Annotated in this window: 20 protein-coding genes; 15 read left to right on the forward strand and 5 right to left on the reverse strand. The window is 35.2% G+C overall.

Going from position 1 to position 16,732, the window contains the following annotated elements:
• Positions 1-77: 77 nt before the first annotated feature.
• Complete coding sequence (locus BM088_RS05035) at positions 78-1,661, forward strand: lytic transglycosylase (RefSeq protein WP_091980922.1); 1,584 nt, start codon at positions 78-80, stop codon at positions 1,659-1,661.
• Positions 1,662-1,699: 38 nt separating this feature from the next.
• Entirely contained in the window at positions 1,700-1,948 is a 249-nt protein-coding gene (locus BM088_RS05040; RefSeq protein WP_091980925.1) for a hypothetical protein, read from the forward strand.
• Positions 1,949-1,985: 37 nt separating this feature from the next.
• On the opposite strand, the gene BM088_RS05045 is transcribed toward BM088_RS05040, so the two are convergent.
• The 3 genes from BM088_RS05045 to yoaA are packed head-to-tail and all read right to left on the reverse strand — an operon-like array spanning position 1,986 to position 5,025.
• Positions 1,986-2,327: a hypothetical protein gene (locus BM088_RS05045; RefSeq protein WP_091980929.1), complete on the reverse strand. Its 342-nt coding sequence runs from the start codon at positions 2,325-2,327 to the stop codon at positions 1,986-1,988.
• 43 nt (positions 2,328-2,370) lie between these two features.
• On the reverse strand, positions 2,371-3,063 hold the full coding sequence (gene tsaB / locus BM088_RS05050) for a tRNA (adenosine(37)-N6)-threonylcarbamoyltransferase complex dimerization subunit type 1 TsaB (protein ID WP_091980932.1): 693 nt from the start codon (positions 3,061-3,063) through the stop codon (positions 2,371-2,373).
• A gap of 21 nt (positions 3,064-3,084) precedes the next feature.
• A complete protein-coding gene (yoaA, locus tag BM088_RS05055; protein ID WP_245763756.1) occupies positions 3,085-5,025 on the reverse strand; it encodes a DNA repair helicase YoaA in 1,941 nt (646 codons plus the stop codon).
• Positions 5,026-5,160: 135 nt separating this feature from the next.
• Here yoaA and BM088_RS05060 point away from each other — a divergent pair, with 135 nt between their 5' ends.
• The 4 genes from BM088_RS05060 to BM088_RS05070 are packed head-to-tail and all read left to right on the forward strand — an operon-like array spanning position 5,161 to position 7,149.
• Positions 5,161-5,679 carry a TlpA family protein disulfide reductase gene (locus BM088_RS05060; RefSeq protein ID WP_091980935.1) on the forward strand — a complete coding sequence of 173 codons (519 nt, stop codon included), beginning with the start codon at positions 5,161-5,163 and terminating at the stop codon, positions 5,677-5,679.
• Between the two features lie 6 nt (positions 5,680-5,685).
• Positions 5,686-6,285, forward strand: coding sequence for a gluconate 2-dehydrogenase subunit 3 family protein (locus tag BM088_RS05065; RefSeq protein ID WP_091980938.1), 600 nt, complete (start codon positions 5,686-5,688; stop codon positions 6,283-6,285).
• A gap of 7 nt (positions 6,286-6,292) precedes the next feature.
• Positions 6,293-6,556 (forward strand): FAD-dependent oxidoreductase, encoded by a 264-nt coding sequence (locus BM088_RS27665; protein ID WP_245763757.1) that lies wholly within the window; start codon positions 6,293-6,295, stop codon positions 6,554-6,556.
• A complete protein-coding gene (locus tag BM088_RS05070; RefSeq protein WP_245763758.1) occupies positions 6,526-7,149 on the forward strand; it encodes a GMC oxidoreductase in 624 nt (207 codons plus the stop codon). The genes BM088_RS27665 and BM088_RS05070 overlap by 31 nt, the downstream gene beginning before the upstream one ends.
• A gap of 24 nt (positions 7,150-7,173) precedes the next feature.
• Here BM088_RS05070 and BM088_RS05075 read toward each other — a convergent pair whose 3' ends face one another.
• The gene (locus BM088_RS05075) at positions 7,174-7,392 is read right to left on the reverse strand and encodes a hypothetical protein (protein ID WP_091980941.1); all 219 of its coding nucleotides are present in this window, start codon (positions 7,390-7,392) and stop codon (positions 7,174-7,176) included.
• 385 nt (positions 7,393-7,777) lie between these two features.
• On the opposite strand from BM088_RS05075, the gene hisG reads away from it, so the two are divergent.
• The 9 genes from hisG to BM088_RS05120 all read left to right on the forward strand — a co-directional run bounded on the left by hisG (position 7,778) and on the right by BM088_RS05120 (position 15,466).
• Positions 7,778-8,677, forward strand: coding sequence for an ATP phosphoribosyltransferase (hisG, locus tag BM088_RS05080; RefSeq protein WP_091980944.1), 900 nt, complete (start codon positions 7,778-7,780; stop codon positions 8,675-8,677).
• 4 nt (positions 8,678-8,681) lie between these two features.
• The gene (gene hisD / locus BM088_RS05085; protein WP_091980948.1) at positions 8,682-9,977 is read left to right on the forward strand and encodes a histidinol dehydrogenase; all 1,296 of its coding nucleotides are present in this window, start codon (positions 8,682-8,684) and stop codon (positions 9,975-9,977) included.
• 2 nt (positions 9,978-9,979) lie between these two features.
• Positions 9,980-11,047: a histidinol-phosphate transaminase gene (gene hisC / locus BM088_RS05090; protein WP_091980952.1), complete on the forward strand. Its 1,068-nt coding sequence runs from the start codon at positions 9,980-9,982 to the stop codon at positions 11,045-11,047.
• A gap of 2 nt (positions 11,048-11,049) precedes the next feature.
• Complete coding sequence (gene hisB, locus BM088_RS05095; RefSeq protein WP_091980956.1) at positions 11,050-12,111, forward strand: bifunctional histidinol-phosphatase/imidazoleglycerol-phosphate dehydratase HisB; 1,062 nt, start codon at positions 11,050-11,052, stop codon at positions 12,109-12,111.
• Between the two features lie 26 nt (positions 12,112-12,137).
• Complete coding sequence (gene hisH / locus BM088_RS05100; RefSeq protein ID WP_091980960.1) at positions 12,138-12,728, forward strand: imidazole glycerol phosphate synthase subunit HisH; 591 nt, start codon at positions 12,138-12,140, stop codon at positions 12,726-12,728.
• Positions 12,729-12,740: 12 nt separating this feature from the next.
• Positions 12,741-13,463 (forward strand): 1-(5-phosphoribosyl)-5-[(5-phosphoribosylamino)methylideneamino]imidazole-4-carboxamide isomerase, encoded by a 723-nt coding sequence (gene hisA, locus BM088_RS05105; protein WP_091980963.1) that lies wholly within the window; start codon positions 12,741-12,743, stop codon positions 13,461-13,463.
• Positions 13,456-14,232 carry an imidazole glycerol phosphate synthase subunit HisF gene (gene hisF, locus BM088_RS05110; RefSeq protein WP_091980967.1) on the forward strand — a complete coding sequence of 259 codons (777 nt, stop codon included), beginning with the start codon at positions 13,456-13,458 and terminating at the stop codon, positions 14,230-14,232. The genes hisA and hisF overlap by 8 nt, the downstream gene beginning before the upstream one ends.
• Positions 14,226-14,837 (forward strand): bifunctional phosphoribosyl-AMP cyclohydrolase/phosphoribosyl-ATP diphosphatase HisIE, encoded by a 612-nt coding sequence (gene hisIE / locus BM088_RS05115; RefSeq protein WP_091980971.1) that lies wholly within the window; start codon positions 14,226-14,228, stop codon positions 14,835-14,837. Before hisF ends, hisIE begins: the two co-directional genes overlap by 7 nt.
• 122 nt (positions 14,838-14,959) lie before the next feature.
• A complete protein-coding gene (locus BM088_RS05120; RefSeq protein WP_091980974.1) occupies positions 14,960-15,466 on the forward strand; it encodes a hypothetical protein in 507 nt (168 codons plus the stop codon).
• Between the two features lie 41 nt (positions 15,467-15,507).
• Here BM088_RS05120 and BM088_RS05125 read toward each other — a convergent pair whose 3' ends face one another.
• Positions 15,508-16,548, reverse strand: a complete 1,041-nt coding sequence (locus tag BM088_RS05125; protein ID WP_091980978.1) for a S1C family serine protease — start codon at positions 16,546-16,548, stop codon at positions 15,508-15,510.
• Between the last annotated feature and the right edge of the window lie 184 nt (positions 16,549-16,732).

A 16,732-nucleotide genomic window follows, 5' to 3' on the forward strand; every position in this document is an offset into this window, starting at 1 on the left:
GCTACTTGAGGCAAAAGTCTTTAAAAGGTAATATCACACTGTTTTGTTACTTTGATAGATAAATACTAAATATAATAATGAATAAATCTCACATAATTTTTTTTACAACATTATTGTTAGCTGGTTGTCAGTTAACAATAACTGAAGACACTCCGTTAACACAGGCCCAACAACCTGCAGGACACCAAACGGCTCAACCCAATGATGTTGTTGATGCCCTAACTATTCTAGCTTTACAAGGCAATCAAAGCGAGCCTGTTGAAGAAGTACCTATATTTGATGATGTATGGGAAAGAATTAATTATCAACTGTCTATTCCCGTACCTCAAAATCGTGCTGTGGTCACTGAGCGTAATTATTATGCAAAACATCAAAAGTATTTAAATCGAATATCAACACGTGGTGCCCCCTACCTTTACTACATAGTAGAAGAAGTAGAGAAAAGAAAAATGCCGATAGAACTTGCATTACTGCCCATAGTAGAAAGTGCATTTGACCCTTTTGGTTTCTCACACCGCAGCGCTTCTGGTATTTGGCAATTTATGCCAGTTACAGGAGAACGTTTCGATTTAAAACAAAACTGGTGGTATGATGGACGTCGCGATATTGTACAATCAACCCGCGCTGCACTGGACTATTTATCATATTTACACAAAACGCTTGAAGGTGATTGGCTAAACGCGATAGCTGCATATAACTCAGGTGAAGGGCGAGTGTTACGTGCAATAAAGAAAAACCGTAAAAAACACCTACCAACCGATTTTTGGTCTCTTGACCTACCAGCTGAAACCACAGCTTATGTACCAAAACTACTTGCATTGGCTGACTTATTAAAAAATCAAAAAGAATTTAACGTTACATGGAAAAAAATAATAAATGCACAAGTAATTGATGTTGTTGATGTTGGCACACAAATAGATTTGGCATTAGCAGCACAAATGGCAGAGATTAACATTACGGAACTCTATCGTTTAAATCCAGCATTTAATCGATGGGCAACCGATCCAGATGGCCCTCATAACTTATTATTGCCCATTGATAAAATTGCGGCTTTTTCTAAAAAACTGGCTAAAACAAAAGTAGAAGATAGGATCCGGTGGCAACGTTATCAAGTACAAAAAGGCGATAGTTTATCTGTAATCGCAAACAAATTTAAAACAAGTACTGACTCTATTAAAACTTTAAATAAACTAAGTTCTAATATGATCAAACTTGGTCAGCATTTATTTGTACCATTAAGTAATGGCCAAATTGATAATAAGCATCTGTCAAAACAGATGAAGTTTGCAACTAAGACCAGTTCACCTAAAGGTAAAAAGTCATCTTATATCGTTAAAAAAGGGGATACGCTTTGGGATATAAGCCATGCGCACGGAGTAACAATCCAACAACTTAGTAATTGGAATAAATTAAAAACAAGCGCAATGATAAAGCCAGGACAAAAACTACTAGTTTATAAAAAAGTTAATGCTATCAAGGTTGTTTCGTCGGCCAATAGAACAATAACCTATAAAGTACGAAGTGGAGACTCTCTTGCACGAATAGCTGATAAATTTAATATTTCTATAAGTGATATTATAAAATGGAACAGCATTAATCGAAAAAAATACCTACAACCAGGACAAAAACTGAAATTACATCTTGATGTAAAAAAATCCTAAGCTAAACTTACTTAAGTCCCAAATAAAGGAAAATTCACATGGATGTAAAAAAAACAAAAAAAACTAAGTTGCAAGAGTTTTACTTATACTGCTTTAGTACCTTAGTGACAACTTATTTTGTTGGTAGTTTAGCTGGCATGACAATGTTATCAACAAAGTTTGATTTTACACTTCCCGTTAACCTGATCCTGTTATTTTTGTTATTACCAATACTATATTTTGGATATATGACTTATCGTTCTTTGAGAATATTGATCAATGCTTTAGATTTAAACGCTGAAGTTTAATAATTACAGTCATATTCAATTGTTGAAAATGCTTACGCTAAGCAAATACATCAATACCAATTAAATCTTGGACTTCACTTCTACGGTTTTGGTGAGCCAATGATGTATATGCCGCGATGGCAATACTCGACTTATGGTTTGGTTGATCGTAAATTGTACTGCCCGACTCTTTCTCTAAATTTTTCTCAAACTTATAAATGGCATCGGGACTATTCTTAAATTCGAAAGCATCTCTTGTATTTTTTGGATAATGTTGAACACTTACAGCTTGTTCTAACTTACTTGACTGTAAATCAAAGGAGGGTGTTTTAACTAATTGCTTGGGCTTTGAATATGTAATAGCATCAAAGCCCAACTGTGCGCCAATCAATAGTGACATTTAAACATTAAACTCCTTCAATTTAACAATGAGTATAAAATACTTATTCTTTACCCGGTAGTTTTTTCCAAGTCACTGTATCACGAACATAAACGGGTTGAGCCTGCGCTGCAGTAACTGTATCACCTTTTTTATATAAACTCTCTGCAATTGGCAACATAAATTTAGCATTTGGTAAAGTAATTTTAGATATAAATTGTATATTATCACTTTGATGCAATTGGGGGTAAGTTTCAAATCCGGTGCCAACCGCAACAACATTTAAATCGCCAAGCTCTAGTAATTCAGGTTTAATTACTATTTCTTTATTAACTAACTGAGCAATGCCGTTATTATCAGCGCGATAATGCGCAAAATAAACTTCCGACATTCTTGCATCTATTGCGGCATAAACATCAACGGCACCCGTTTCTTTAATTGCCTGCTGCGCCATAATTTGTAGAGTAGAAATTCCAATTACAGGAATATTAGCAGAAAAAGCTAATCCCTGTGTTATTGCAACACTGATCCTAACACCCGTGAAACTCCCTGGCCCGCGACCAAATGCAATGACATCAAGCGCTTTTAATTTTGTATTGTCTTTTTCTAATAATGACGCTATTAAAGGTAAAATTTTCTGACTATGCTCTTGAGGGCAAACTTCAAAATGGCTCACAATTTGTTGCTCAGTTTCAGCTGAAATAGCAACCGACAAAGCTTCTGTAGCGGCATCTAAAGCTAATACTTTTAAACTCATTAATATTTTCTCACTTATTGTTCAATCTATCTGAGTTAAAAACTCAGCTGCTTTATCTAAATCTCGTGTTCTATTCATATTTGGTAAACTTGAAATAAATACTTCACCATAATGTTTTGTTACTAAACGGTTATCACAAATAACCAAAACGCCTTTATCAGTTTGATCTCTGATCAACCTTCCAACACCCTGTTTAAGCGCTATAACAGCTTGCGGTAACTGTATTGTGGCAAAAGGATCTTGCCCCGCAAGTTTACATGCCTTCATTTTTGCTTGTAGTAAAGGGTCATCGGGCGCAATAAATGGTAATTTATCAATGATAACACAGCTTAATGTACTTCCTCTAACATCAACCCCTTCCCAAAATGAAGCTGTTCCAAGTAAAACTGAATTACCATGCAGCACAAACTTTTCAAGTAGTATTCTTTTTGATGTTTGTCCTTGTACCAATAGAGGATATTTCACCAAAGTAGAAATACCTTGTGCAACAAGATCCATCATTCTGTAACTGGTAAATAATATAAAACATCTTCCTTGAGCAGCATCAATTAACTGCTTTGAAACCTTTACTAAAGCATGTGCCATATCTTGAGAATTTGCTTCAGGCAAATAACGCGGTAAACACAATAATGCTTGTTTTTGGTAATCAAATGGGCTCTGAACAATTAAACTTTTTTCAGGTTTTAGCCCTAAAGAAGTATTAAAGTGTAGTAATGAATCATCCACAGATAATGTCGCGGAAGTAAACCCCCAAGCAGCATCTTGTTTTTCCATCATATCACTGAATTTTTGAGCGATATCCAATGGTGTGATATTAATACTGACATGTAATCTTGTTGTTTCAAACCAATAACTTAAGCTATTATCTTTGGTATCAAACATCAATTCTAACAAGGCTTTAAAAGAAATACAGCGTTCAAAACAATGTTCTATTTTATCACTTCTTTCTAAAGCTAATTTTATAACCTGATATAAAAATGTAATATCATTAATAATCCGATCAGCGGCAAACTTTATACCTGAATGTTTAAGTATTTGACGCCAATCCCCTCTTCCGGAACCCGCTGGAAACTCAAGTCTAAAATCTTTTAGACTGGACTCTAATTTATCAATTGCTTTTCCAAGTTGGACCATATCAAATAATTCAGATCGGTAAATCAAACGTAAATCTTTAATTAATGCGAGTAATGCCCTACTGCTTACACTCTGGCCAAAGTAATTACTTGCTATTTCTGCTAGCTGGTGTGCTTCATCAAAAATATATCCGTGTGCTTGGGGTATAAGCTCCGCAAAACCTGTATCTTTAACCGCCATATCAGCAAAAAACAAATGATGATTAACAATCACTAAGTCTGCTTCCATGGCTTTCATTCTGGCTTTTTTGATATAACAATCGTCATAATCAGGACATGTCTGCCCTAGGCAATTATCTGAAGTAGAGGTCACATATGGTAAAACTTTCGCACCTTCTTCGATGCCAATACAGTCTGCCATATCACCCGTTTTAGTATTACTGGCAAACTTAGCAACCATTGCCAGTTGATGCAAAACATCAGGGTCATCAGTTGGTACATGCGAAATATGCTGATTTAATCTGAATGGGCATAAATAATTAGCCCGCCCTTTAAGTAAAGCTGTTTTTTTTCCTAATTTCATTGCCGATAGCACATTTGGCAAATCACGATGAAAAAGTTGTTCTTGAAGCGCTTTAGTCCCCGTTGAAATTATTATTTTACATACAGATTTAGTATCTTCATGTAATAACGCTGGTACTAAATAGGCAAATGTTTTCCCTATACCCGTGCCAGCTTCTATCACAACCTGAGTTTTTTCCTTTAGTGCTTTTTCAATCGCAATCGCCATATCAATTTGCGCTTGTCTTGGTTGATAACCTTCCACCTTGAAAGATAAAGGACCATCTTTTTCAAAAAAGGAGGCGACTTTACTCATTTGTTGCGACATGAATTTATCCGAATATATAAGAAAGGCTATTTTACATTGTTTAAGATCAATATCAGATAAAAAAATACAAAAATCACATCATTTTTATGTTTTGATAGGTCTATTAACTAGTAACAAATAATTCTAAGGAAAATAATGAAGTTCGTTACTTATATTTTTATTTTAATGGGAGTCTTCTCCGTCACAACAAACGCTCAAACATCTGTATCTGTAGGTGAATTAGCACCAAGTTTTAAATTAATAAAAAATGACGGTTCCACGTTTGATTTAAAAGATTATATAAATGAAAAACCTGTTTATCTAATTTTTTGGAATACCTGGTGCGCTCATTGTCTAAAAAAAATACCAAAATTAATTTCACTGCAAAACAAATTAGCGTCAAAAATAGCAATACTGGCCATTAATACCAGCTGGAGTGAAGATGAAAAAGGCATTGAAGACTTTATAAAAAACTACAAGGTAAATTACTCAGTCGCATATGATCATAATGCATTAGTCACTAAAAAATATAAAGTATTGGGCACACCCACTGAATTTATCATAGATATTAACGGCAGAATAATATTTAGGGATTCAGTGCCTGAAGATATTTCTGACTTTATACCTAAGTGGTCGACAATAATATCTAACTCTTCCACTCATAACACAGAATAAATTTAAATGAATTTATGTGAAATACAAATAAATAAAAAGCCACCTGAGTCAGGTTTAACGAGAAGAGATTTTTTAAGAAGTACGACTTCCATAGCTCTTTTAGCAACGTTGGGTACAACAAAACCTATATTTTCAAAAAATATAATTTTAGGTACTAATTTTGATTCTTTTACCTTAGTTGAAGAAACGACACTTAAAGCAGTTCAAATGATTTTATTTCCAGACGATGGCGACGGTCCTTCAGCAGAAGATTTACGTGCATATCAATATTTAGACTGGGCATTAGAAGATCCTCAAAATATATCAGATGGAGATAGGTCATTCATTAAAAAAGGAATTGCTTGGCTTGATGAACTGGCAAACAAAAATTTCCAAAAAGATTTTATTTATTCATCAACAATTCATAAAAATACGCTTTTAGATCAAATATCTCATAGTAAGTCAGGAGAAAATTGGATTTCATTATTATTGTATTATTTAATTGAAGCGCTTACATTAGATCCCATTTATGGCGGTAATAAAAATGGCATTGGATGGCGTTGGTTAAAACATCAACCAGGCTTTCCACAACCTGGCATCAACAAAACTTACCTCAACTTTATCTAAGACATTTATGACAACTAAAAATAAAAAATACGACATTTGCATAATAGGTAGCGGCGCTGGTGGTAGTCCTGTCGCATATACTCTCGCAAAAGCGGGCTACACAGTTGCAGTTGTAGAGAAAGGCAAGTGGTATAATGAAAGTGATTTTTCCAAAGATGAACAGTTATCAAGACACGATATTTTCAAATCTAAATTTAAAGATGAACGCCATGTTTTAGAAGAGCCAAATAAAGATGGTATTTGGTCAAAAGATACAACATCACAGTTTTAAAAATAACTGAAAAGCCCATAAAAGGCGGCACGCTTGATTTTGTTTTTGATCCTCCAAGTTTAGCTTCAAAAGCAAATAGCTTAAAATATCAAGAAGGTAACTTGGTTTGGGGGACTGCATTAAAACAAAGAATCAAATCACATTTCACCCAATCAAAAGATTTCAAATTTGAAGTATTTTGTGACTGGTTAACAAATGATGAATGTTACGTTTCCTTAGACCCGACAGAAAAAGATAAATGGGGAACCCCTGTTGCAAAAGTTAGAGTAGGATTTCATCAACATGATGTAAAAGTTGCTCAATACTTAGTAGACAAAGGCGTTGAAATTATGAAAAGCATGGGAGCCCATAAAGCATGGGGAAACGTATTTACTTCTCCAACCTCCAACTTAATTGCTGGCGGATGCCGGTTTGGCAATGATCCAAAAACATCAGTACTAGATAAAAACTGTAAAGTTCATGGTATCGATAATTTATTTGTAACAGATGGAAGTTTTATGCCAAATGGTGGCAGTGTTACACCCACAATGACAATTTATGCAAATTCTTTTAGGGTGGCAGATGAAATAAAAAAACGAATGAGCCAAGTTTAATAAAATCAAACTAAAATATATCAATCAAGCCCATGTATCTAAATGATTGTGTTCTTCTTTTTGCTCCTCAGCTTCTGATTTACCAGTATTTTTATTATTTTTAGCCTCATATTCACCAGATTTTCGCGCTTCTTTGTTCAACGCTTTTATTTTTGCTTCTTTAATACCTGCCACAATAATTAATTGTTTATTGAGTGGCTCAATATGTGCCACTCGAGGTAAAAAAGGTAATAAATTATCCATACAACGTCCTATAATAATTCATTTATCTAACTTATTATCGACTGTTATAAGTTATTCTTTAAAGAATTATAAAAAAGGCTTGTAAGAATAGATAATCCATGTAAATCTATATTTACTTTAAAAAAGAAACTTTTATTCATATTTGAATATTATCTAAATTATATATACGGAACAAATTATGTTATTAAACCTGAACACTATTCACCATCATCATATTATCGAATAGCCTTTCAGGTCTTTCGCTGAAAGGGTATTCCTAATAGGAACCTAAGGCGAATAAAAAAATAGATTCATTTTCGCCCCGAGGTTTCCTCGGGGTTTTTAGTTTTAAGCCCCTAAAAATTTACTAGCTTAAAAATGACTAAAAGAAAAACAGGAAATGAACATGACAGATACAAAGCGTTTACGCATCGCCATTCAAAAATCAGGCAGACTTTCAACAGATTGCCAAAATTTATTTAAACAACTCGGCATAAAACTCAACTTAAGAGAGCAAAAACTCATTGCGCACTCGACTAATATGCCCATAGATATATTGCGTGTTCGCCACAATGATATTCCTGGTTTAGTCATGGACGGTGTATGTGATTTAGGCATAGTAGGTGAAAACGAGCTTGTTGAAATGCAAGCAGAACGTCAACGCCTTTCTCTTCCTTCTAAGGTAAATAAATTAGCAAAACTTGATTTTGGTTATTGTCGTTTAGCCCTTGCATGGCCACAAGAGTTAGGTTTAATTGATAAAAATTGGTTTCAAGATAAAAAAATAGCAACCACCTACCCTGCTATTTTAAGTGAATATTTAACACGCGAAAATATCAGTGCAAGCTTAGTTAATTTGTCTGGTTCTGTTGAAGTGGCGCCCAGAGCAGGTTTAGCGGATGCTATTTGCGACTTGGTTTCAACTGGTGCAACACTTGAAGCGAATGGTTTAATGCAAGGTGAAACCATAATGGAGTCATATGCTTGTTTAATCCAAAGTCCAACCTTAGATTGCTCAAATAAATCAGCCTTAATAGAGAAACTATTGCCAAGACTCAAAGCAGTAAAACAAGCTAAAGAAAGTAAATATATTATGTTGCACGCCCCTAAAGCTCGCCTTAAAGAGATATGTGATTTATTGCCAGGCACAGGTCAACCAACAATGTTAGCTCTGGCGGGCTCTGATGAGATAGTTGCACTTCACATGGTGAGTCAAGAAACCTTATTCTGGGAAACAATGGAGTCACTTAAGCAATTGGGTGCCAGCTCCATATTAGTGATGCCAATTGAAAAAATGATGGAGTAAGCAAGTGTTTAACTGGAATGAGGAAACAAATGCTTCGCGGGAGTCAATTTTACAAAGACCCGCAATTGCGATGGGGGCTGATATAAAATCAGCAACTCAAATAATTATAGATCAGGTTAAAGACAAAGGAGATGAGGCCCTACTTCAGCTTGCAAAAAAATTTGACAATGTTTATGAACTTGAATTGATGGTCTCTATGAATGATATTGATCAGGCACAAGAAAAACTATCACCTGAGTTAAAGTCAGCCATAGAGTGTGCATATGACAATATTGTTGCTTTTCACACAATGCAACAACCCAAAGATATAAAATTAGAGACTATCCCTGGTGTTTTATGTGAACTAAAGTATCAAGCTATTGAAGCCGTAGGGATTTATGTTCCTGGTGGAAGCGCACCTTTACCTTCGTCTGTTTTAATGCAAGGTGTTCTGGCACAGTTAAGCGGCGCAAAAACAGTTGTACTCGCAACCCCAGTCAAAAATACAGAGACCTTGAACCCTGCCATTTTGTATGCTGCAAAGCTATGTGGCATTAAAACAATTTTAAAGTCAGGTGGCGCAGGTGCAATCGCAGCACTTGCATTTGGCACACAAAGTGTCCCCGCTGTTAATAAAATATTTGGCCCAGGAAACGCATTTGTTACCATGGCAAAGCAACTTGTCTCTTCGCAAGTCCCTGGACTTGCCATAGATATGCCAGCAGGTCCATCTGAGGTACTTATTATTGCAGATAAAAGAGCTAACCCAGACTTTATTGCTGCAGATTTATTATCCCAAGCAGAGCATGGAAAAGATTCTCAAGTTATTTTAATCTCTAACGCTTCAGAAATTATTGAAAAAACACAGCTTGCACTCGCTCAGCAACTAAAAACCCTTTCTAGGGCTGAAATTGCAATGGCAGCACTTGATAATTCAGCATATATTCTTGTTGATACGATTACACAAGCTTTCGAGGTTTCAGCCATTTATGGACCTGAACACTTGATTTTACAATTAGCTAATTGTGATGATTATTTACCGCTAATAAAAAATGCTGGCTCAGTATTTGTTGGCGATTATAGCCCAGAGTCTGCCGGAGATTATGCTTCAGGCACAAACCATGTATTGCCTACCTATGGTTACAGTAAAGTTTATTCAAGTTTAAATTTATTAGACTTTTATCGAACTTACACAGTGCAAACAATCACAAAACAGGGGTTAACCGATTTATCTTCAGCAATTTTACCAATAGCAGCTGCCGAAGGTTTAGATGCTCACGCCCATGCTGTAAGCATTCGATTAGAAAAAGAGGTCTGTTGATCATGTCTAAATTTTTACCCGATTATATTGATAAGTTAACAGCCTATAGTTCTGCCAAAAGTGAAAAGCTGACAGGCACAACTTGGCTCAATGCTAATGAAAATCCTTATGCTCAAAATATAACGCTTAGTATAGATGACTTAAATAGATATCCTGAACCCCAGCCTGAAGCTGTAATACAAAGATACGCACAATATGCAAAAGTTGAAACTAATCAAGTTTTAATGACACGTGGTGCTGATGAAGGTATCGAATTATTAATTCGTACTTTTTGTGAATCTGCAAAAGACAGTATTGCGATATTCTTGCCGACATATGGTATGTATAAAGTCAGTGCTCAAAGCCATAATATCGCCATTAATGCTTTAAGCCAAGAGAGTTTACAAACATCAACAATTTCAGAATTAGCCTCACAAATTGGTGATTCAAAATTAGTGTTTATATGCAATCCGAATAATCCAACTGGTGCATTAGTGACAACCAAGCGATTAGAAAACCTTTCAGATGCATTGCCTGATAATACAATTTTAGTTGTCGATGAAGCCTATATAGAGTTTTGCAGTGAATATGACAATAGCCAGCTGATCAATACACGAAAAAATGTTGTGATCTTAAGAACACTATCAAAGGCATTTGCACTGGCAGGCTTAAGGTGTGGTTTCACTTTAGCCCCCACTACTATTTTATCCGCAATGAAAAAAGTATTAGCGCCCTATCCTGTTTCAAGTGTTGTTGCCTCGATTGCCAAAAATGCGTTAGGTAACGATTCAATTTCAAGTATGCGAAGACAAGTTGTTATTTTAAATAAACTAAAACAGGAGTTAATCGATTGGCTAAAAACATCTTCGCATGTTTCGCAAGTCTTATCTGGTGAAGGTAATTTTGTGACATTAAAGTTGAAAAACAAGCAATCAATGCAAGTCTCCTCTGAAATGGGTTTGATTATGAGACCTTTCACATTATTTGATTCTCAACATTGGCTCAGGATCAGCATTGGTAATAATACAGAGCTTGATCAAGTTAAAACTTGGTTAGAGAGTTTAAACAAAATTCAAAGTAGTAAGAGATAATCATGCAAAAACCTTATTTATTTATTGACCGTGACGGCACATTAATTGATGAACCAATTGAAGACAAACAGGTTGACTCCTTAGCTAAAGTAAAATTAGAGCCGGGTGTGATCATGGCCTTATTACAGCTTCAACAAGCTGGATTTAAATTAGTCATGGTTTCTAATCAAGATGGGCTAGGAACGGATAGTTTTCCTACAGCTGATTTTGATCTCGCTCAAAATAAAATGATGGAGATTTTTTGCACACAAGGTATCTCTTTTGAATCTGTTCTGATTTGCCCTCATTTTAATGAAGATAACTGTGATTGTAGAAAACCAAGAACAGGTTTGCTAACTCAGTTGATGCAATCAGGTAAAGTTGATTTAGCAAAGTCTTATGTAATAGGTGATAGAGAAACTGACATAGGTTTGGCAAAAAACCTCTGCTGTAAAGGCATTTTATATCAAGGTGACTGGCAAAAGATAGTGACTCAACTTACCACTATGAATCGTGAAGCAATTATCAATAGAGATACAAAAGAAACGCAAATTAGTGTCAAAATAAATTTAGATGAAACTGCAAAAGGCCATATTAGTACAGGTTTAGGTTTTTTTGATCATATGTTAGATCAAATAAAAACCCATGGTAATTTTATGCTGGATATACAAGCTAAAGGCGATCTGCATATCGATGAACATCACTTAGTTGAAGACATCGGCATCGCAATTGGTCAAGCACTTAAAATTGCGCTAGGCACTAAATCTCAGATTGCACGTTATGGGTTTTCTCTTCCAATGGATGAGTGCCTTGCACAAGCACAAATTGATTTATCTGGACGTGCTTCATTTGTTTTAAACGCAAAGTTTAGTCGCGATAAAACAGGCGATTTAGATGTTCAAATGGTTGAACATTTTTTCAAAAGTTTAAGTGATAATGCAGGGTTAAGTTTGATATTAAGCGTCAGTGATGGCAATTGCCATCACCAAGTTGAAGGCCTTTTCAAAGTATTTTCCAGAGCGTTACGCATGGCCATCTCTGTTGATAAAAGCCAAAGCCTTGCAAGCTCTAAAGGCTGTTTGTAAATGTCAAAACTAAATAGGAGAAATACGTGTTAGCAATTATAGATACAGGATGTGCAAATATAAATTCCGTTAGATTTGCTTTTGAGCGCTTAGGTGTCATTCCTGAAATAATCACTGATGTTGATAAATTAAAGCATGCCGAACGAGTCATTTTACCAGGTGTTGGTCATGCTTCTGTTGCAATGGAAAGACTAATATCAGCTGGCTGGGTCGATGCAATTAATGAATTTCAACGACCTTTAATGGGAATTTGCTTAGGCATGCAACTTTTATGTTCGCATTCGTCTGAAGGCAACATTAAAACCTTAAATAAAATAAAGGGGGATGTTGCAGAACTAGATGTTGGCCAATTAACCAGTCCGCATATGGGGTGGAACAACCTCAATATATTAAAGCAACATGCGCTAACAAAAGGAATAACAAACGAACAACAAGTCTATTTTGTCCATAGTTTTGCTCATCAAGTCAATGACTGTACTTTAGCGCAAGCCCAATACGGACAAAATTTTTCTGCCGTTATAACGCAAGACAACTTTGCTGGGATGCAATTTCATCCAGAACGCTCAGCAAAAGTTGGCTCTCAACTATTAAAAAACTTTTTAGATTGGCGAATTTAGGTTAAAAAAATTATGATAATTCCAGCATTAGATGTATTACAAAATCGTATTGTACGTTTATATCAAGGTAAATATGATACAGCCCAATTTTATCCATTTGAACTTGCACAAAGACTTAAGCAATACGCCAATTCAGGCGCTAAAAAGCTTCATTTAGTTGATTTAGAAGGCGCACGCGATCCGAGTAAAAAACAATGGCAACATATACAAAGCGCATTAAAAGAGCTCAAAGTTCCTTTTCAAATAGGCGGAGGTATTCGAAACGCATCGGATATATCCACTTGGCTGGACGCAGGCGCATCCCAAGTAGTAATAGGATCCATGGCAGTAGAACAACAACAAACTGTGGCTGATTGGATCAAGAAATTTGGTCCACAACATTTTTGCATTGCCCTAGATGTTAATAAAACCGAAGATGGCTGGCAACCTGCAACTCATGGTTGGCTTGAAGCGTCTCAATATACACTATTTGAATTAGTTACGTTTTATCAATCTGTTGGTATTAATGATTTTTTATGTACCGATATAAGTAAGGATGGCACCATGACAGGCCCTTCATTTGAACTATATAAGGACCTTTTATCAGAATTTAAAGATATCAAATTGCAAGCCTCTGGTGGTGTAAGTTCATTGCAAGACATCAAACAACTCAATGAATTAGGCGTATCGGGTATCATACTCGGTAAATCATTATTAGATGGTGCTTTTACTGTTGAGGAGGCTATTAATGCTTAGTAAACGTATTATACCTTGCCTTGATGTTAAAAATGGTCAAGTCGTTAAAGGTGTAAAATTTAAAGGCCATGAAGTAGTTGGCGATATTTTAGAGTTAGCTAAGGCTTACAGTGAAGCAGGAGCCGATGAACTGGTATTTTATGAAATAAGTGCCAGTGTTGAAAAACGATTATTAGATTTGAACTGGGTTGAAAGCATAGCAAAAAATATTGATATTCCTTTTTGCGTCGCTGGTGGTATTAAGTCTGTAGAGGATGCTGCAAGCGTTTTAAAACAAGGCGCTGATAAAATCAGTATCAATAGCCCTGCGATTGCCAAACCAAGCCTTATTAAAGAGCTGCATGATGAGTTTGGTAAACAATGTGTTGTAGTGGGTATTGACAGTTTTTATGATGAAACGAGCAATGAATACCTAGTTTATCAATTAACTGGCGACCCGAATGCAACAAGCAAAACACGTTATAAAACTTTAGATTGGGTTAAAAAAGTGCAAGATCTCGGCGCTGGTGAAATTGTACTTAACTGCATGAATCAAGATGGGGTAAGAAAAGGCTATGATATTGAACAACTCAAAAAAGTTAGAAATATTTGTACCTTACCTATTATCGCATCAGGCGGTGCTGGCAGTATGTCTGATTTCAAAAATGTATTCGAACAAACAAATATTGATGGTGCACTAGCAGCAAGTGTTTTCCATAAAGACATAATAAAGATACCTGAACTTAAACAATATTTAGCTCACAACAAAATAGCGACAAGATTATGTTAATAAATACAAGTAATATAAATGAGATTGACTTTGAAAAAAGTGAACTTATGCCTGCAATCGTTCAGGACAAAAATACCGGCGTCATTTTAATGCAAGGTTTTATGAATTTTGCTGCATTAGAAAAAACCTTAGACTGCGGTAAAGTCACATTTTTTAGCCGTTCAAAACAAAGACTGTGGACTAAAGGGGAATCTTCCAAAAACTATTTAAACGTTAAAGAAATTCACACTGACTGTGATTTTGATTCAATTCTTATTTTGGCTACACCTGATGGACCAACTTGCCACTTAGGTAGCCAAAGTTGTTTTGAAAATGCAAAACCAGACTTAGCATTTTTAGCACAGTTAAATCAGGTGATTTCAAACAGAAAAAATGACGATCCAAATGATAGCTATACTGCATCTTTATTTGCAAAAGATATTAGTCGAAGTGCACAAAAAGTGGGGGAAGAAGGCGTTGAAGTTGCATTAGCTGCTGTTAAGCAAGATATTGAAGAACTAAAAAATGAGTCCGCAGACTTGCTTTATCACTTACTGGTTTTACTACAAAGATCAGAAACAGATATTTCAGACGTCATAAAAGTCTTACAGCAACGCCATAAATAGCATATTGACAGGTAATTAATTCAAAAAAGGTGAAAAGGAGTCTATATTGACTCCTTTTCTTTTTATTTATCAATATTAACGGTATCCTTATATTAGCCAATTTAACACCAAGGAGTGTATTAATGAAATCCCCTTTTCTACTGGTTGCAGGCGTTATTACTTTATCAGGTTGTGTAAATACCTTGTCTCAAGAACAGCAAACTAAAATAGATAACATGACTTCATGTGAAAAGATTCAAGGTTTGCTTGAATCCTATGAGAATGATTTTGCTCCACTAAAACAAAGCCGCGTTAAAAACAAATATATGGAAGTTTGGCAAGCTTCTTATAATTTGGTGGGTGAAAATTGCCAAATATCTAAAGGTAATAACAATACCAATAATTATATGTGCCAACAAAATTTTAGTGAAAAAGATCTCGCTGTTGCAATATACTCACAAGCTGTCGATTTCACAAAAAACTGTTTGAAAGAACAGGGATGGAGAATTAAAACTGAAAATAATAAGGGTTCAGTGCGCACAACATTTTTTTTAAATGAGTCAAGCCCTAGCCTTTCAATACATTCAGGAAAAACTTTAGCTAAATTAAATGATGTATGGATGACATCATTTGAAGTTGGCAAACGATAAGCATAAAACATGGCTCAACTCATTTGAGCCATGAGTACCCTTTAAATAAGTTTTATTTTTATACTTGGCTTTGCCGCCGACAATTCAATAATATGCCCATTTCTTAATAGTTTAAACATTATTTGCTCGCCACTTTTAATATTTTTAAGATAATCAGCTATGTTCATATAGTTTCCAGATTCACCCGTGATAATTATATCGCCTACCGCAAGTAAAATATCACCTCCCAATAACATGACCAGACCTTCTATCTCCGCTTCTAAAACCCCACCTTTAAGTCCTATTTTGTCTGCAAAACTTTGTTTAGCGACTTTTTCAACCAGTATCCCCGACTTTTGTGGCACATTGAGTGCTTTAGCAACAGGATATGACAACAGTGAAAATTCCATACCAAACCAAATTGTAGGTTGTTCAATCAAAATTCTTTTAACCATGTTACTACTGGCAGCAAAACCTAGTCCTTCATTACCACCAGATTGTGTCTCTATATAACTCACTACACCTATGAGCTGCCCTTTACTATTAAATAAAGGACCACCAGAATTTCCTTGATTAATAGCAGCATCCGTTTGCAAAAACTCTATTTCACCTTTACCTAAACCTTCATGAATACGCCGTCCACTTAGGTGACCCACAGTAAGTGTATGGCTTAAGCCATAAGGTGTTCCAATCACAAATACTTCTTCACCTATTTGTGTTTTTTCGGAATTAGCTATTTTTATTGCAGGGAAATCTTTATCATTTGTGATTAATTTTATAAGCGCAATATCAGCAGCTTGGTAACTAGACAAAACCTTCGCTTTAAATTGACCTTTACCTTGCACATCTACCGTTAATTCATCAGCACTATTAACAACATGCGCCGCGGTTAGTATAAGCCCTTCAGAGTTAATTAACGTGCCGGTTCCTAAACTGCTTGAAGTAAATGATACCAGTTCATCATTTTTTGAGCGGACTTGTTTGGTATTTGAATAAATTATCACTATAGACTTATCTAATTTTTTGTATAATTTACTATAATCTTTTGCAAAAACACTTAAATTAATAAAAAGTAAAATACTGTAAATAATAAACTTTTTCATGATATCCCTTTTGAGTCTATTTTGATAAATTAATATAGTACACAAATGATAAGATGAAGTGTTATACAAGTAATTATTTATATTTATATTTATCTGTAAAACTGCACTCAATAATTAATGTAATAACGGTTAATCCCGTAATCCGCTGTTTAAGTTTTGACTAATTTTACGTATACTCATTCTA

The organism is Pseudoalteromonas denitrificans DSM 6059 (assembly GCF_900112265.1).
GTDB lineage: Bacteria > Pseudomonadota > Gammaproteobacteria > Enterobacterales > Alteromonadaceae > Pseudoalteromonas > Pseudoalteromonas denitrificans.

Excerpts from the sequence above, each read along its gene's own strand:
- BM088_RS05035 (WP_091980922.1), top strand. The coding sequence starts at position 78 with ATGAATAAATCTCACATAATTTTTTTTACAACATTATTGTTAGCTGGT.
- BM088_RS05040 (WP_091980925.1), top strand. The coding sequence starts at position 1,700 with ATGGATGTAAAAAAAACAAAAAAAACTAAGTTGCAAGAGTTTTACTTA.
- BM088_RS05045 (WP_091980929.1), bottom strand. The coding sequence starts at position 2,327 with ATGTCACTATTGATTGGCGCACAGTTGGGCTTTGATGCTATTACATAT.
- tsaB (WP_091980932.1), bottom strand. The coding sequence starts at position 3,063 with ATGAGTTTAAAAGTATTAGCTTTAGATGCCGCTACAGAAGCTTTGTCG.
- yoaA (WP_245763756.1), bottom strand. The coding sequence starts at position 5,025 with ATGTCGCAACAAATGAGTAAAGTCGCCTCCTTTTTTGAAAAAGATGGT.
- BM088_RS05060 (WP_091980935.1), top strand. The coding sequence starts at position 5,161 with ATGAAGTTCGTTACTTATATTTTTATTTTAATGGGAGTCTTCTCCGTC.
- BM088_RS05065 (WP_091980938.1), top strand. The coding sequence starts at position 5,686 with ATGAATTTATGTGAAATACAAATAAATAAAAAGCCACCTGAGTCAGGT.
- BM088_RS27665 (WP_245763757.1), top strand. The coding sequence starts at position 6,293 with ATGACAACTAAAAATAAAAAATACGACATTTGCATAATAGGTAGCGGC.
- BM088_RS05075 (WP_091980941.1), bottom strand. The coding sequence starts at position 7,392 with ATGGATAATTTATTACCTTTTTTACCTCGAGTGGCACATATTGAGCCA.
- hisG (WP_091980944.1), top strand. The coding sequence starts at position 7,778 with ATGACAGATACAAAGCGTTTACGCATCGCCATTCAAAAATCAGGCAGA.
- hisC (WP_091980952.1), top strand. The coding sequence starts at position 9,980 with ATGTCTAAATTTTTACCCGATTATATTGATAAGTTAACAGCCTATAGT.
- hisB (WP_091980956.1), top strand. The coding sequence starts at position 11,050 with ATGCAAAAACCTTATTTATTTATTGACCGTGACGGCACATTAATTGAT.
- hisA (WP_091980963.1), top strand. The coding sequence starts at position 12,741 with ATGATAATTCCAGCATTAGATGTATTACAAAATCGTATTGTACGTTTA.
- hisF (WP_091980967.1), top strand. The coding sequence starts at position 13,456 with ATGCTTAGTAAACGTATTATACCTTGCCTTGATGTTAAAAATGGTCAA.
- hisIE (WP_091980971.1), top strand. The coding sequence starts at position 14,226 with ATGTTAATAAATACAAGTAATATAAATGAGATTGACTTTGAAAAAAGT.
- BM088_RS05120 (WP_091980974.1), top strand. The coding sequence starts at position 14,960 with ATGAAATCCCCTTTTCTACTGGTTGCAGGCGTTATTACTTTATCAGGT.
- BM088_RS05125 (WP_091980978.1), bottom strand. The coding sequence starts at position 16,548 with ATGAAAAAGTTTATTATTTACAGTATTTTACTTTTTATTAATTTAAGT.